This is a genomic window from Runella defluvii, assembly GCF_014195535.1.
GTDB classification, from domain to species: domain Bacteria; phylum Bacteroidota; class Bacteroidia; order Cytophagales; family Spirosomataceae; genus Runella; species Runella defluvii.
On sequence record NZ_JACIBY010000020.1, the window covers coordinates 89,028 to 105,745 of the forward strand.

General features: G+C 45.2%; 13 protein-coding genes. 8 read left to right on the top strand and 5 right to left on the bottom strand.

The genetic code is table 11. From position 1 onward, the window contains the following. Positions 1–30 precede the first annotated feature (30 nt). From glmS to FHS57_RS28310, 3 genes are all read right to left on the bottom strand, one after another. Complete coding sequence (gene glmS, locus FHS57_RS28300) at positions 31–1,869, bottom strand: glutamine--fructose-6-phosphate transaminase (isomerizing) (protein ID WP_183979627.1); 1,839 nt, start codon at positions 1,867–1,869, stop codon at positions 31–33. A 210-nt stretch (positions 1,870–2,079) separates the two neighbouring features. Beyond that, complete coding sequence (locus FHS57_RS28305) at positions 2,080–3,525, bottom strand: DUF4270 family protein (RefSeq protein WP_221225753.1); 1,446 nt, start codon at positions 3,523–3,525, stop codon at positions 2,080–2,082. Continuing rightward, positions 3,434–4,243: a glycogen/starch synthase gene (locus FHS57_RS28310; RefSeq protein WP_028526746.1), complete on the bottom strand. Its 810-nt coding sequence runs from the start codon at positions 4,241–4,243 to the stop codon at positions 3,434–3,436. Before FHS57_RS28310 ends, FHS57_RS28305 begins: the two co-directional genes overlap by 92 nt. A gap of 217 nt (positions 4,244–4,460) precedes the next feature. On the opposite strand from FHS57_RS28310, the gene FHS57_RS28315 reads away from it, so the two are divergent. Together FHS57_RS28315 and FHS57_RS28320 are read left to right on the top strand one after the other, a co-directional pair. After that, positions 4,461–5,702, top strand: a complete 1,242-nt coding sequence (locus FHS57_RS28315) for a DUF6786 family protein (protein ID WP_221225754.1) — start codon at positions 4,461–4,463, stop codon at positions 5,700–5,702. Between the two features lie 226 nt (positions 5,703–5,928). After that, positions 5,929–6,426: a DinB family protein gene (locus tag FHS57_RS28320; RefSeq protein WP_183979631.1), complete on the top strand. Its 498-nt coding sequence runs from the start codon at positions 5,929–5,931 to the stop codon at positions 6,424–6,426. Here FHS57_RS28320 and FHS57_RS28325 read toward each other — a convergent pair. Continuing rightward, positions 6,404–7,159, bottom strand: a complete 756-nt coding sequence (locus FHS57_RS28325; protein WP_183979633.1) for a DUF3108 domain-containing protein — start codon at positions 7,157–7,159, stop codon at positions 6,404–6,406. The genes FHS57_RS28320 and FHS57_RS28325 overlap by 23 nt on opposite strands. Before the next feature lie 132 nt (positions 7,160–7,291). Then, positions 7,292–8,131, bottom strand: coding sequence for a DUF2306 domain-containing protein (locus FHS57_RS28330; RefSeq protein ID WP_183979635.1), 840 nt, complete (start codon positions 8,129–8,131; stop codon positions 7,292–7,294). A 206-nt stretch (positions 8,132–8,337) separates the two neighbouring features. Here FHS57_RS28330 and FHS57_RS28335 point away from each other — a divergent pair, with 206 nt between their 5' ends. From FHS57_RS28335 to FHS57_RS28360, 6 genes are all read left to right on the top strand, one after another. Further along, entirely contained in the window at positions 8,338–9,384 is a 1,047-nt protein-coding gene (locus tag FHS57_RS28335) for a sensor histidine kinase (RefSeq protein ID WP_183979637.1), read from the top strand. Continuing rightward, positions 9,371–10,066 (top strand): LytR/AlgR family response regulator transcription factor, encoded by a 696-nt coding sequence (locus tag FHS57_RS28340; RefSeq protein ID WP_183979638.1) that lies wholly within the window; start codon positions 9,371–9,373, stop codon positions 10,064–10,066. Before FHS57_RS28335 ends, FHS57_RS28340 begins: the two co-directional genes overlap by 14 nt. Before the next feature lie 137 nt (positions 10,067–10,203). Next, a complete protein-coding gene (locus tag FHS57_RS28345) occupies positions 10,204–12,666 on the top strand; it encodes a zinc-dependent metalloprotease (RefSeq protein WP_183979639.1) in 2,463 nt (820 codons plus the stop codon). 197 nt (positions 12,667–12,863) lie between these two features. Beyond that, a complete protein-coding gene (locus FHS57_RS28350; protein ID WP_183979640.1) occupies positions 12,864–13,361 on the top strand; it encodes a hypothetical protein in 498 nt (165 codons plus the stop codon). Further along, positions 13,358–13,858, top strand: coding sequence for a hypothetical protein (locus FHS57_RS28355; RefSeq protein ID WP_183979641.1), 501 nt, complete (start codon positions 13,358–13,360; stop codon positions 13,856–13,858). The genes FHS57_RS28350 and FHS57_RS28355 overlap by 4 nt, the downstream gene beginning before the upstream one ends. Before the next feature lie 230 nt (positions 13,859–14,088). Continuing rightward, entirely contained in the window at positions 14,089–16,488 is a 2,400-nt protein-coding gene (locus FHS57_RS28360) for a TonB-dependent receptor (RefSeq protein WP_183979642.1), read from the top strand. The last annotated feature ends 230 nt before the right edge of the window (positions 16,489–16,718 follow it).

Consider the following 16,718-nt stretch of genomic DNA (forward strand, 5'->3'; position numbering starts at 1 on the left):
GGCAACCAAATGCCCCCAATTAATTGTTTTTTACTCCACCGTCACCGATTTAGCCAAGTTACGGGGTTGGTCCACGTTGCGACCGCGCATCACAGCGATGTAATATGACAGTAATTGCAACGGAATCGACGACAAAAGTGGCATCAAGATTTCGTGCGTTTTGGGGATTTCAATCACAAAATCCACCATGCTATGAATCAACGAGTCGCCTTCAGTCACAATCGCAATGACGCGACCTTTCCGCGCTTTTACTTCCTGAATGTTCGACACCACTTTTTCGTACGAGCTGTCTTTGGTTGCAATAAATACCACAGGCATGTCTTCGTCGATGAGCGCAATCGGGCCGTGTTTCATTTCAGCCGCTGGGTAGCCCTCTGCATGGATGTAGGAGATTTCTTTGAGTTTCAACGCTCCTTCTAGCGCCACAGGAAAGTTTAGGCCGCGTCCCAAATAAATAAAATTGCGCGCGTAGGTAAAGATAAAAGCAATCTCTTTGATTTTGTCGGCGGCCTTCAGCACTTGCTCTACCTTACGCGGAATGTTTTCCAATTCAATCAATAACTGACGATACAATCCTTCCGAAATGGTACCTCGTTTTTTGGCCACTGCAATCGCCATTTGGGTAAGTACCGTTACTTGTGCTGTGAAAGCTTTTGTGCTTGCTACTCCAATTTCAGGCCCTGCGTGGGTATAGGCGCCCGCGTGGGTTTCGCGCGCTATCGACGAACCGACGACGTTGCAAACGCCGAAAATGGTGGCTCCTTTGGATTTAGCCAATTGAATCGCCGCCAACGTATCAGCCGTTTCTCCCGACTGTGAAATCGCAATCACAAAGTCTTTCTCACGAATAATCGGGTTTCGGTACCGAAACTCTGAGGCGTATTCAACTTCTACGGGAATGCGGGCCAGTTCTTCAAAAATATATTCGGCCACCAGCCCCGCGTGCCACGATGTACCACAGCCTACGATGATGATTCGCTTGGCGTCGGCCAATTTACCCATGTACTCGCTCAAGCCTCCCAGTTGTAAGCTACCTTCTTCGCTGTTTACGCGTCCGCGCATACTGTCTGCAATTGAGCGCGGTTGCTCAAAAATTTCTTTCAGCATAAAATGGTCATAGCCGCCTTTTTCGATGGCTTCTAGCTCCATCTCAAGTTTCTGGACGTAAGGAAGTTGGCGCTCGTTTTCGAGATTGACAATTTTTAGCTCATTATTACGCACCAACGCAATTTGGTTATCGTCCAAATACACGACGTCTTTGGTATATTCAATAATGGGCGTCGCGTCTGAGGCAAAGAAAAACTCGTCCTCTCCTACCCCAATCACCAAAGGACTACTTTTACGCGCCGCAATCAGCTGCGTAGGTTCATCTTCCGTCATCACCACAATAGCATAAGCTCCTACCACTTCTTGCAAGGCCAAGCGTACGGCTTCTACGAGCGTACAATTCAACTCTGACTGAATATCTTCAATAAAGTGAATCAGCACCTCCGAGTCGGTTTCGGAGCGAAATTCATGCCCTTTTTGCAGCAATTTTTGTTTAATGGTGGCGTAGTTCTCAATAATTCCGTTGTGGATAATCGCCAATTTTTTGTGGTTCGAATAATGCGGGTGCGCATTTCGGTCGTTGGGTTCGCCATGTGTGGCCCAGCGCGTGTGACCAATGCCAATGCAAGCCGTCGTATCTTTTGATTTTAACTCCTCTTCCAGCGCCACGACCTTGCCTTTCTTTTTATAAATATTCAAACCGCTTTTGTTCAAAAGCGCGATTCCTGCACTGTCGTACCCACGGTATTCCAGTCGTTTTAAGCCTTTAATAATGATGGGACAGGCTTCTTGATGTCCGACGTATGCTACGATTCCACACATACAGATTGATGTTTAAGGTGAGTTGAACTTTGGGAAAGTTTTTAAAAAAAATTATCAAACGTTTTATGGCTAAAAACTTTTTTAAAAAACTTGGTTTTATCCTATCAAAGTTAACAAAAAACCTTAAAAGTCAAGAAATATTACAAAAACAAAACGCGCAAAGGAGCACCTCCCTTGCGCGTTTTGCGTATGCTGTATTTCGCTTTGTTCTTACTGAGCCGTTGTGTAAAACAACATCAATTTGATGTTTTCTTTACTTGGATTAATCGTCAAGCGATCCAGTTTATTGTTCATTAGCGGATAGTAGTTCTTCACAGGCTGCCCACTGGTTGAGTACGACTGCACATCTAAGGCATTGCTAATTGGCATTAATAATAACCCTGGATTTTTCTTAAAGCCCACGGCCAATGCTTGCAAATAGGTCGTTAAGATAAAGTTATAATTGCGCGTTTTGGTCGAGTAAACTACCACTTGTGGCAAAATATAGCTCTGGAAAGTAGTGGCATCCATCGGCACTAAAAGCTCCGTATCACCTTTGGTTCTCAGCAAGCGGTTAGAAGCATCCGTTTCTGCCAATGCCAACCCAATTGGCAAGGTATAGATGGAGTTCGTCCCCTCAGGCCAAGTGGGAGTAATCAATAGCTCAGCGCGGTTAATGGCAATTCCTTTTTGTTTGAACAATTCTTGCAAATAAGGAATCTCAAGCTTTGTTACAATCCCAAGGGCGTCTTGAATGTAGTTCAACCCGCCTGTTTCGCTGGCAGCAAGAGGTTTTAGCGGTTGAATTTTGCTCAACGCAGTCCCTTGGCGATCAGCCTCTACGTGATTAAAACGCTTATTGATAAAAAACGTTTTCACCAACGCGATGGTATCGGCAGTATTGTGATAAAACAAGTTCAGCGTAATTCCAGTCGATTGGGGGGAAATTCCAATCACAGAAGCATTGGTAGCGGCAGGAACAAACGTCAACCCCTTGATTGTCTGGGTAAACTTTGCGATGGTACTAGCCTCTGGCTTACCGTTCAAAGCAAAGATTTCTTGTCCAAACGCATCTGGCAGTCGCATTGTTACCAACGACGACGTTCTTGGTGTTGGGTTAAACGTATGACTTACCAACGGTGTTGACGAATAAGGCATTGTACTGTTGTTGTAGTACATCTTACTCGTCAGGAGCGTGTCTGTCAAACGGTGAACTGCCATCTGAAACGGCTTGAGCGTATCCCCGTAATAATAATTGTAAGACAAGCTAATAGACACCGAATCAAAGGCATACACGTTGGTATTGGTCGTTCCATCCGCGTTCAAGTTCAAATTAAGTGTACTTGTAAACTCAACAAATGACTGCGCTTTTACCTTTCCAAAAATGGGGTCATTGTAAACACCCACCAATATTCGTTGGGCATTTGAGGTGCGCACCGAGTCTAGTAGCACAGTACTGCTACGTACTGTCAGGGTATCGACAAACTTAACATCGGCAATTACTTCGGGCGGAAGTCCAATTTCTTTAGGAGCTTCGCACGACATCAAGGCCAAAACCAATAAGGTGAGGGTGCTTAGGCTAAGTTTAGCCAGCCAATTCGTTGTAAAGGTTGTAATACGTCTCGGTAAAGTTTTCGTCTTCTTCGACCAGTTCCAACTTGCGTTCGGGCAATTCATCAAAAATTTGGTTTAAACTTTCACTAAAATCATCGTCAGCTTTTACTACGGCATCTGCATACGCACATCCAATTTTGACAAATCCCTCAAAATCAGCCGAACGTAGATGCGCCAGTGCCTCGTCGCTAACGTCCATGGCTTTGGCTTTTTCTAAAATGGCGTCTTCAAACTTGTAGTTGAAGGCATTGTTATACACCGTAAAAACGCACTTGGTATCCTTAAACATCGGATCATTTTTATAGGTCGTTTTTAGGTACAATGGGATGAGAGAAGTCATCCAATCGTTACAGTGTACAACGTCAGGCGCCCAGCCTAACTTTTTGACGGTTTCGAGTACGCCTTTACAGAAAAAGATAGCACGCTCATCGTTGTCGTCAAAAAAATTGTTGTCTTTATCTAAGAAAACGGACTTACGATGAAAATAGTCTTCGTTGTCTATAAAATAAACTTGTAGTTTAGCGCTCGGTATCGATGCCACCTTGATTACTAGGGGTTTCTCATCGTCACCGACCGAAATATTAATACCAGAAAGACGAACTACTTCGTGAAGACGGTTTTTACGTTCGTTGATAAGTCCAAAGCGGGGCACTAAAATGCGAATTTCCATGCCGCGCTCCTGCATTGCTTGGGGCAGTTTTCGTACGTATTCTGCTACCTCGGTAATTTGGAGAAAAGGATTTATCTCACTGGCTACATACAAAATCCGTAGTTTACTCATAGGCTTTGGTGAAGCTTGATTGGATTGGTTTTGAAGAAAAATTTTGCAAAATTATACAAAATTTTCGCGAATTTCAACCACCATGGGCGATATTTATTTCACTCCGTATGCCTTACAAGTCACTTTGTCCATCGGTTTTGAGTATGTTTTGCCGATCATATACTTTTGGGATAAATTATACATTCAACTACCCAAATCGCTAATACACTCTCATCCAATGAGTTCAAACAAAATCGCCTACTTTTTGCGCACCGCAGTAGTCATTTTGGCGCTAGGGACGGTAGAGTTTAGTTGTTCAACCTCCCCTCAAGACACCATGTCCTCACGTTTCCATACTTTTGGTACAGATTTAGCTTTTTTAAAGAAACACCAGCTGCCCCTCGTTCTCTCTTCGCCCGACGATGACTCGGCGCAGGTTGCCGTTGTGGCAGCGCTACAAGGTCGGGTGATGACATCCACTGCGGGTGGCTTTACGGGCAACAGCTACGGTTGGATCAATTATAAACTACTCGAATCGGGCAAATTTACGCCCCACATGAGTGCATTTGGTGGCGAAGAACGCTTTTGGCTGGGGCCTGAAGGCGGGCAATTTTCCGTTTATTTTGAAAAAGACAAAGATTTTGTTTTCGATAACTGGCAAGTTCCTGCCCTGATAGACTCTGAGCCGTTCGATTTGGTTTCATCCGAAAAAGCCAAAGCCTCGTTCCGCAAAAAAGCCCAACTTACCAACTACTCAGGAACGACTTTTGACATTGAGATTCTGCGCAGTGTGGAAGTAATGAGCAAGCTTTCGGTCGAAACCATCTTACAACTTCCACTCAAAGACATAAAAGTGGTCGCGTACGAGACTATGAACCAGGTGATTAACCAAGGTGCCGATTGGAAAAAAGAAACAGGGCTGCTTTCTATTTGGATTTTGGGAATGTTTAATCCCACGCCCAAGACTACGGTCATTGTTCCGTTTAAAAACACGCCTAATGCCAAAAGCTTAATCAACGATAGTTATTTTGGCAAAGTCCCTGCCGAACGACTCATCATCAAGGACCATGTTTTGTATTTTGCAGCTGACGGCAAACACCGCAGCAAAATCGGCCTCCCTCCGAGCATTGCAGAGCCCGTCATGGGCAGTTACGATTCCGAAAAAGGCGTGCTCACCATCGTTACTTACGACCTTGACCCCAACGGCGATTACGTAAATTCACTCTGGGAACTTCAAAAAGAACCCTACAAAGGCGACGCCGCCAATTCGTACAACGATGGCCCCGTGGCCGATGGTACCCAAATGGGGCCTTTCTATGAATTGGAATCGTCGTCGCCCGCTCGTGAGCTCAAAAAGGGCCAAATTCTCGGTCACCGCAGTCGTACCTTCCATTTTGAGGGATTAGAATCGCAACTCGAACCCATCGCCAAACGCTTTTTGGGCGTGTCCTTGAAAGAAGTAGCAGCGTTGGAGAAGTAGGGCAAGTTGGCAAAGGGCAAGGGGCAAGTTGGCAAGAGACAAAGGGCAAGAGGCAAATTGGCAAGAGGCAAAGGGCAAGAGGCAAAGAGGCAAAGAGGCAAAGAGGCAAAGAGGCAAAGAGGCAAAGAGGCAAAGAGGCAAGGGGCAATACGCAAGAGGCAAAGAGGCAAATTGGCAAGGGGCAATACGCAAGAGGCAAAGGGCAAGAGCTAAAATTTATTGTGCAATGTTGATAACGGTTAAAGAAAGTAGTTGGAATCAATTGGGCGCGAGTATTGACATGCTCGAAAATGCCATTCGTTGTTGTCCCGATGAAGTGTGGGATACTGAGCGCAAGTTTTGGTACCACGCTTTTCATACGCTCTTTTTTCTTGATTACTACTTGACCACTTCACCCAAAACGTTTGCGCCACCTCCTCCTTTCACCTTCTCCGAATTTGAAGATACCCTCCCCGAACGGGTTTATTCTCCCGACGAATTACTTGGATATCTGCATTATTGTAGGGAAAAGGCCCAAACGTTTATTAGCCAATTAACATCTGAAACCGCCGAATCACGTTGGATCAATCAATCCGAAACCATGAATTATTCAATGGTAGAAATACTGTTGTACAACATGAGGCACGTTCAGCACCATGCGGCACAACTTAACCAGCTCCTACGCCAAGAGATTGACCAAGCGCCTGATTGGGTGTTTCAAGCTACTCAGAAACCGTCATTTTGAGTTTGAAGCGATACATTCCGTTGAAACTGTCTTCTTCCTTCAGCACGGTTTTAGCTTTTTTGGCAACCCAAAAACGCTGGTAACCCATGTTACGGGGCAGGGTATATTCCAGCACCCAGCAGTCAATTCCCTCGATTTTTTCGCTTTTTGTCACCTTATAAAGCTCCGTAGTTGGGAGTCCTAAACCAGGGTCGTGAAATTTGACCTTAAATACTGTATTTTCTTTAAAAGGAAACAACGGAAAAAGTACCAAGTCGCAATGCCAATTGAGAAAATAACCACTTTGTGCGGCCATCGCAAAGTCTTTTTGGAACTTTTCACGCTGATTTTCGGTGGCTTTTCCAGACTGTTCTGCGGTTTTATTTTCAAAATTTAACGCCACATTTTGCCCCGTTCGTTTCCACCAATAAGTGTGGTGCAACGTCCTCAAATCAACGGCACTCAAAACACTTGTCGATGTATGTGACAACGTATCTTTATCATACCAGCGCTGGTCAATGGTTATCTTTTTTGCCCCTTCTTTTTCTTCCGCAGCAACGTTTATCACCACCAATGTTTGGTTTTGAACGGGACCATCTGTCCGTTTTTTGGAATAAATAAGGAAGGTTTGTCGGCCAAGACGAAGGTCCTTGATGCGTAAATTAGAAGCATCGACGAAGGTTGTATCCACGCTTTGTGCAGACACTTGAAATAGAGACAGATAGAAAAAAACGGCTGTTAGAATAGGTTTCATGGTTTGTAAAAATTATTTTTAATTGGTATCTATTTATCTACGGGCGAAACCAACGTATCCATGCTTTCCATTCTAGATAAGCCAACGCCCCGACGATAGCAGCATCAAAAAGTAGGTATATTACTCCCAATTTTACATTCTAGGTATCCACAATCCCATTGTAGCCGCTACAATCCCCACCAACATTAATCCCGTCAGCAAAAAAAGCAATGAAGTGGTAGTCCGTTGCAGTAAGGGCTTTGATGGGTTTTTCTGGGCATATAGGTACAATTCAAACACCATCAAAGCCACAGGAAGGGCATAAATGGCAATGGATAGAAACCACAAAAATGGCCCGTCAAATGTTTTTGGGTCAAATCCTACGGGGCCGCCGTTGAGCATGAGCCAAGCCATCAGGCTCACCCGAAAAAACCATACGCCATTCGACACCAAGTAGAGCCGAATGGCCCACTGACGGTGTTTCACAAAGTCGCGTTGACGGGCATAATGCAGCGCAAGAAGTGCAAAAACAACCATATAAACGGCCTGAACCGAAATGGCAATGTGCTGCAAAAGTCCTCCCACTGCCCCACGCGTACATACCATGGTGAGTCCATCAAGAGCTATCAGAATGGCCGTTAGGATATACATTCTTCCCAGCCAACGGTGAGCGGTTTTGAAGCGATTTCTTAGCTGAGGCATCAGTTGTAAAGGCCCGCCTACCACCATTATAAGCGCAAAACATACGTGGGCAGCGACTATTACGTTTCCCGTCAAATCGTCCTTTACATAGCCATGAGGCAGGACTTTGTTCCACGTCTCCCATTCGCCTGACAAGGTAGATTTGCCATAAAACAGTGCAATGTATAGTCCAAAAATCCACTGCCCTAAGGTGGCAACGACAAACCAACTTTTAACGCTTAGGTCGAGGTAGTTTTTCCCAACTCTTGGGCTAGTTGGAAGCTGTTTTGCAGGTAGTTCTTTTGTTTTCATGCTGATAAAAGGCTTGTTTTTTCACAAAGTTGGTGGCCATTTGGCGTACGACAAGCCATTTTATGACGACCGATTTTGCCTTCCAACTCGTTTTGTTGACGTTAATCGGTCGTTGGTTGACGTTCGTGGAAATAGTGTTGACTCTCACTACTTTCTTTACTCTCTTTGCTTAATTTTACAAACGGTCACTATTGATTATCAGTGGAATGATGAGTAAACCTTTCAAGGTAAGTTGCTGGATTTTGTTTTCTTATTTTGCCATTTGGTACGTGGCAATGGCTTTCGAGTGCAACGGCGAATGGAGTTGTTTTCTGAGCGCTATCGCTATTTTCTCATGGGCGGTAGCTTTTATCGCACTTTTAAATTTGTTCCTTTTTCATCAAGCTATTCCTTGGATTCGTAAACAACCCAAGCGATGGGGCTGGAGTACATTGCTCGTAGTAGGAATGCTGTTCATGCTTACGTTCGGGTTTGCAGGTTGGTGCAAATTTGCGGCATACGTTTTTGGACTTGACCCACTCAACGACATGCCGTTTACGCTGAAAGGGCTGTCCACTCGCTTCTTCTTCCAGGTTGTGGGAATTATTTATTTTACGCTGGTCAAATTGATAGTTGAATCGTACGAGCTTCGTCTCCACAATCAGCGGCTGGTCATTGAAAAACAACAGTCTGAATTGAGCTTTTTAAAGTCGCAAATCAACCCACACTTTCTTTTTAATACCCTCAATAACATTTACGCTTTGGCCAGAGAAAAATCCGACCAAGCGCCTCACAACGTGCTACGGTTGTCGGAAATGCTACGGTACATGCTCTACGAAACGGGCGGCGGGCTCGTAAGTGCCGATAAAGAAATTAAAATCATCGAAGACTACTTGGAGCTTGAGCGAATGCGCTACGACGAGACCCTCAACATCCAATTTAAGGTGCAGCTGGAGGAGTCCCAAACGTTGATTCCACCGTTGTTGATGATTCCTCTGGTCGAAAACGCCTTCAAACACGGGGTTTCAGAAACACTCCAGCAAGCATTTGTCCACATTCGGCTTGCGGTTCGTCAGCAGGAATTACGGTTAGAGATTGAAAATTCAAAAGAAGAAAACGAAGAATCAACCGCTTCCCAAGAAGGAATCGGCATCAGAAACATTCGTCGGCAGTTAGAGCTATTGTTTCATTCTTACCAGCTTCAACTCGAAAACAGGGGGCAAACGTTTTTTACCCAACTCACCATTGACCTCAACAGCTATGCAAAAAATTAAGTGCATCATTGTCGAAGACGAACCTTTGGCCGTCAAAATCCTGAAAGATTATTGCGAATCTTTGCCCCAACTCGAACTCATCGCCACTTTCCGAGACGCCATAGGTGCAGGGCTTTTTCTCCAATCCACGACCGTTGACCTGATCTTTTTGGATATTCATTTGCCCAAATTAAAGGGCTTGGCATTTTTACGCACCTTAACGCGCCCGCCCGCTGTCATCGTCACCACTGCTTACCACCAATACGCCGTCGAAGGATTTGAACTAAACGTCATTGATTATTTGCTCAAACCGTTTTCGTTTGAACGCTTCGTCACCGCAACCAACAAGGTCACAAAAGCACTTTCTAGCCAGCAACCCATTGATAAAGAAGCCCCAATCAAAGAGTTTTCTTGCTTTTTGAGCATCGACCGAAAGAAAGTACGAATTGTGTTTGACACGGTATTGTACGTCGAAAGTGCCCGTGAATACATTCGAGTGATGACGACGCAAGGTGAGTTTAAAGCAAAAATGAGCACGCACGAAATCGAAGCACTTCTGCCCCCTAGCCAGTTTGTTCGGATTCATCGTTCGTTTATTGTGGCCATCGACAAAATTGAAATTTATACCAAAGAAGAAGTCATCGTTCAAGGACAAGCGCTTCCCATTGGAAAAGCGTTCAAGAGCGCACTAACGCGGGTATAGCTGCCGCAAAAAAATCCGTATAGGTCGATTTCTGTGGGCTTAAATGCCTCCTTTTTCCTAAAAATTAGGTTTCTTTGTAGAACACCCTTCGTGGGGAGTAGTCTAACCAATCAACAACCTAATCTACCCAATTATTTATGAAAAAACTCCTATTTCTGGCGTTGTTTTCGACCTCCCTCTACGCCCAAAATCCCATTGAAACCTTCACCAAAGACATGGAGAAGAAAGACGGTTTTTTGCCGTACTACTGGGATGCAAAAAAAGGAAAAGTCTATCTTGAAATTAAGCAGTTCGACACCGAACTCCTCTACTACCCTACCCTTTCGCAAGGCATCGGTTCCAACGACATTGGCCTAGACCGTGGTCGCTTGGGGCAAGAGCACGTGGTTAAATTTCAGCGTACGGGCAACAAGATTTTAATGTTGGAACCCAACTACGCCTACCGCGCCGTTAGCAAAGATCCGCTTGAGCGCCGTGCGGTAGAAGAATCATTTGCACAGTCGGTGCATTGGGGATTTGAGGTTTTGGCCGAAAACGCAGGTACTGCCCTCGTGGACCTTACGCCTTTTTTGATGCAAGACGCCGTGGGAGCCATTCAAGGCATTTCGCGCACGCGTCAAGGTTCGTTTCGATTGGATGCTTCACGTTCGGCCATGTATTTGCCCAACACCAAAAACTTCCCTCAAAACACGGAGTTTGAAGTAACCATTACCCTCACGGGCGACTCACCTGGTGCGTACTTGCGTCAAGTGGTCCCTACCGCCTCCGTCGTAACCATGCGTCAGCACCATTCGTTTGTACAACTTCCTGACAATGACTACCAACCACGCGCTTTCGACCCACGCATTGGGTACATTTCTACGTCCTATTACGACTATGCCACGCCCATCAGTGAGCCGATTGAAAAGCGCTACATCGTTCGTCACCGTTTAAAGAAAAAAGACCCTAACGCCGCCCTCAGCGAGCCCGTGAAGCCAATTGTGTATTACATCGACCCAGGTGCCCCCGAGCCCATCCGTTCGGCTTTGGTAGAAGGTGCCAAATGGTGGAATCAGGCGTTTGAAGCGGCGGGTTACAAAGATGCGTTTCAAGTAAAATTGCTCCCTGCCGACGCCGACCCAATGGACATTCGCTATAACCTCGTGCAATGGGTACACCGTTCTACGCGTGGATGGTCGTACGGGGCGAGTATTGTGGATCCTCGCACGGGCGAAATTTTGAAAGGGAAAGTAACACTAGGTTCGCTGCGGGTACGTCAAGATTATTTGATTGCGCAGGGTTTGGTGGGTAATTTCCAAACCGACACTAGCAACGTAGAAGATATGTTAGGAATGTCGATTGACCGCTTAAAACAGCTTTCGGCGCACGAAATTGGACATACCTTGGGGCTTCCACACAACTACGTAGCAAGCATTCACAACCGCGCTTCGGTGATGGATTATCCGCACATGTTGGTCGAGTTGAAAAACGGAAAAGTGGATTTGTCCAATGCGTATGACAAAAAAATTGGCGATTACGACAAATGGTCCATCATCTGGGGCTACCAAGATTTCCCTAAGGGAACGGACGAGAAAAAAGCCCTCAACACCATTGTGGACCAGATGTACGGCAAAGGCTTGTATTTCTTGACCGACCAAGACGCTCGCCCCGAAGGAAGTGCTCATCCTCAAACCCACTTATGGGACAATGGCGCAAACGCTACGGCCGAATTGAAACGGGTATCGGAAATCAGAAAAGTAACATTGAGTAATTTTGACGAACGCAAACTGCGCACAGGGACGCCGATGAGTTCGTTGGAAGAAGTATTTGTTCCCATGTATATGTTTCACCGTTTTCAGGTAGAAGCCACGGCTAAAGTTGTCGGTGGAGTCAATTATAAGTTTACCGTAAAAGGCGACAAAGACCTCACCACTACACCTGTCAACGGACTCGAACAACGCGAAGCCTTGGAAACCCTGCTCCAAACGCTCCAACCTGATTTCTTGAAAGTACCCGAACCGGTATTGAAACTCACACCTCCGCGCGCCTTTGGCTACGACGCCAATCCCCGCGAAACTTTTAAACGCCGTACGGGACTGGTTTTTGACCCACTCGGCCCACCCGAAGCCTCGGCAGGATTGACGTTACGCATGTTGCTTAATCCAGAGCGTTTGAGCCGTTTGGTGATTCAGTCGTCGTTCCATCCGTCGTTGTTAAGTTTGGAAGAAACCCTTGATAAACTCATCGGCGCCACTTGGAAATCAAACGCATCGCGGGCGGGTTATGAAGGCGAAATTGCGCGTTTGGTGGACAAAATGATGTTGGAGAAACTTATCGAGTTATCGAATAACAAAGAAGTTACGCCACAAGTACGCGCCGTTATCATGCTCAAATTGAGAGACTTGAACTTCTGGCTACAAAATCGTGGTATTTCGGACGCCAAGCAAAAAGCCCACAATTTGTTTGCGATGCACCAAATCGAAATGGCGAAAAATCGTCCTTCTGATGTCACAATGACCCCGACAATGACCCCGCCCGATGGCCAGCCCATCGAATCGGGCTACGACTGGCTAGCTCCTGCGTGCGACTGGGAATTGCCTACATTTTCAAAAGGACACTAGTAGTACAGACCTACCAAGTTTCGGCGTCGTTGCCAAATAAACTTGGTAGGTCTTTTTCCTGATAAAACCTTCCAAGTTTTGGCTATTAACCAAACACACTTGGAAAGTTTCCTAAAAGACTTTCCGCTGGATGCAACGTGGGAAGTCTTTTTTGTTTCTATGGATAAAGTAATAAACAATTTAACTTTTTCAAGACCATGCAATTTCTCTTCAAAAGTGTCCTACTGGTCTGTGTGTGGCTTTCATCGCTTCTACCTAGTTTTTCTCAGGCTCTTACTGTTTCCGAGCGATTTGTGGCAAGTACCCCATGTGGAAGTATATTTCAGTCGCTGCTTGCTATGCCACCTTCTGCGGCTTGTGATTTTATCAAATGGGAAATTATCTTCCAACGAGACGCTCAGACGCAAGCTGCCACCGATTTTCAGTTGCGCGCTACGTACGGGGTATATCAGCCCAACACCAATCTTTTTGCAGGAGGCGGCACTCCCGTAACGATTACTGGAAAATGGGAGATAACAAAAGGCACCAAAACCAACCCCAATGCCCTTGTCTATCGCCTGCTCGCCGACCAGTCCGACAAAATGCTTTCGTTTGTAAAAATGGACGACAATCTTTTGCATCTTCTTTACGGGGATAAAAGTTTGATGATTGGTACACCTAGCCACAGTTATACCTTTAACAAAACCGTGCGATGAAAAAGCTACTTAATTTTACCTTTATCTTTCTATTTTCGGCTGCGCTTTTGGCCCAAAATACACCTCCCCTCGTCCCCACCTCACGCCCTATACCTTCTGGCCCAGAGGTCCTTGGCATTTTTGCAGGACGCTGCCCTTGCCAAGAATTAGCCACTTTATTAAAAGTGACAGTATCCAGTGAATGTTTTAAAAGTAAGTGGGAAATAACACTTTTCCATGACCCAAAGACGCATCAGCCAACTACCTTTCAGTTGATTGGTACGACATTTCGCAAAAAAGACCAAAACGGAGCGTGGAAAATCAGTAAAGGGATAAAAAATGACCCTGAGGCCACTGTATATGAATTGCAAATGGAGAACGCCACCTTACAACTTCTCAAAGCGGATGACAACCTCCTTTTTATGTTGAACCATGACCGAAGCCTTTTGGTAGGTAATGAGCTGTTTAGCTACACGTTGAATCGTATCGAAAAAAAACCAATGAGTGCGTCGAAATAAATACATCCTTATCACACGCTTAGCCAAAACTTCCCCAGAAAGATTCAAAAGGCACACTCCTAACCATGTTCGAGAAAGAAAAGAGAGTATTAATGCAACGTTTTGAAAAAACGCATGTCATTGTTGTAACCATTTTAAGAACGCCGAGTATCCACACTAAAATTCATTCACTAACTACCACACAAAAAATACAGCCAACACCCATTTAACAGCCACCTCTGGTAAACTTTATGAAACAGTTATTCTTAGTAGCCCTCTTGCTAGGGGGTATCGGGACTTCGTTTGCCCAAAAATCAAAAATTTCAGGCTTTTTGCTCGATTCTACGTCCAAACAAGCCGTTGAGTTTGCGACTGTTGCGCTGTTGAAAGACAGCAAAATTTTGGAAGGAACCACCACCGAAGTTACTGGTAAATTTACCTTTAGCAAAGTGAGCGGTGGTTCCTACCAACTCAAAATCACCTTTGTGGGCTACCGCGACAAAATCATCAATAACGTGGTAGTAACCGAAGGAAACGACCTCGACCTAGGGGTAATTTCGTTTGCACAAGCTGCCCAGCAACTCCAAGAAGTGCAGGTCGTTGAGCAAAAAGCTTTGTTTGAAGACAAACCCGACCGTTTGGTTTACAACGCTGAAAAAGACATTACCATCAAAGGAGGAAACGCGGGCGATGTGCTTCGCAAAATTCCAGCAGTGGCGGTGGACTTGGATGGTAACGTAGAACTGCGCGGTAGCTCCAACATCAAAGTGTTGATTAATAATAAACCCTCCAACTTAATGGCCAAAAGTGTAGCGGAGGTGCTCAAATTAATTCCTGCCGATGACATCAAGCAAATTGAAGTCATTACTTCTCCTTCGGCCAAATACGACGCCGAAGGTACGGCAGGAATTATCAACATTATTACCAAACGTAACACGCTTCAAGGCGTCAATGGCAAAGCCAATACGTCGATTGGGCGATGGAATGACAACTACAATGGCAACCTCAATTACCGCAAAAAGAGTGTAGGTGTGACGGCCCGCGGTGGGTTTAACAAATGGCGCAATTTGGGCGAAAATTCTGTGACCCGAATTACAACCCTCGAAAACTACCAAACCAAATTGCTCCAAACGACATCGTTCAAAGGCACTGGAGAAAATATGTACGGCAACCTTTCGGCCGAATGGGACATTGATTCGCTCAATCGACTAAGTGCGGGATTGAATTTTTATGACGGTAAAAACGCCATGAATTTTGATTACGTCAACGACTTTACAGCCCCTAGCGAGCCTCGTTCATTGTTTACCAGAAAACTCTATCGGATTTATGATTGGAACGGAGGAACCCTGAACTTCGACTACAACAAGTCGTTTAAAAAGCCCAAAAAAGAGTTTAATATCTTGACCATGTTTTCTAAAGAGGTGGATGACAGCTACTACAACCTCGACCAGCTCAACGCCGAAAACGCCATTTATTACCGCGAAAAAAGCCCCAACGCAAGCCGAAATCACGAAGGAACGATTCAAATTGATTTTACCAATCCGCTGGATAGTGTAAGCACCTTAGAAATTGGCGCAAAAGCCATCTTGAGAAACGTTAAAAGCGATTACCGCGTCGCTACTGCCTTAGATGGTTCTAGCGATTTTCAGGACGTTCCAGCCTTGGCCAACCTCTTTGATTATAACCAACAAGTCGCTTCGAGCTACGTCGCTTACTCACGCGTTTCTAAAAACAAATGGGGTATCAACGCAGGCGCTCGCTACGAACACACGTTTATCCAGGCGGCATTTTTGGCGGGCACGGTGCCGTTTTCGAGCAACTACGGCAACATCATTCCGAACCTTAGTTTGTCGCGCAATCTCCCTAAAAATCAGAAACTTAAATTGAGTTATTCGCAACGGATTCAGCGGCCAATGCTTTGGTTCTTGAACCCGTACGTCAACGCCAGCGAACCAAAAGCTACCTACTCAGGCAACCCATATCTTAAACCCGAGCTGACCCACAGCGCCGAAGCAAGTTACAATGTGTATATCAAAGAATCATCGGTGAATACGGTGTTGTTTATGCGCCAAACCAATAATGCCATCGAGCGCATTCGGACGGTCAACGAAGACGGTTCAACCCATTTGACGTTCCAGAATATCTCTCAAAACATTTCATACGGACTGACCTTGAGCGGAAGTACAAAAATTAAGAAATTTTCAGCCAACACCTCCCTCAACCTTTATTATAACATCCTGAACAGCCCTGCATTGCAAGCCAAAAACGAAAACTGGATGTATCGCATCAATTTAAACGGTACTTACGATTTTGGTAAAGGTTTGAAAGCGCAGTTTTTTGGCTTCTTCAACTCACCACGGGTTATGTTGCAAGGCAAAGTCAGTGGCTATGCCTATTATAACTTAGCCTTACAAAAGGAAGTTTTGAAGAAAAAAGGCACAATTGGACTGGGTGTTGACAATATTTTTGCCCCGTTTTTAGAACAGAAAATTACGTTTGCCTCTCCCGCTTTTACCCAAGAAGGAAGCAGCAAATACTTCAACCGTGGCTGGCGCGTGAGCTTTTCTTATGAATTTGGAAAAATGACTAGCCAACCTCAGCGCAGCAAAAAAAGCATTAGCAACGACGATAAAAAAGGAGGAGAAAATTAAGCCCCAACGTACCGAGGGTTTCTTACTTGTGCAGAGGGTTTCTTAAAACTTTCCAAGTGCTGAGGGTTTCTCAAAACCCGCTTCTACGTGACAAAGGCTTCTCAAAACCTGACGAGTGCTAAGGGTTTTGAGAAACCTATGGTAACCCCATAACTTGTTGATTTGGGGTGGTATTTTTGAGGGCGAACCCCTCAACGATAGCTTTGAATCTAACTAAACCATGAATCATG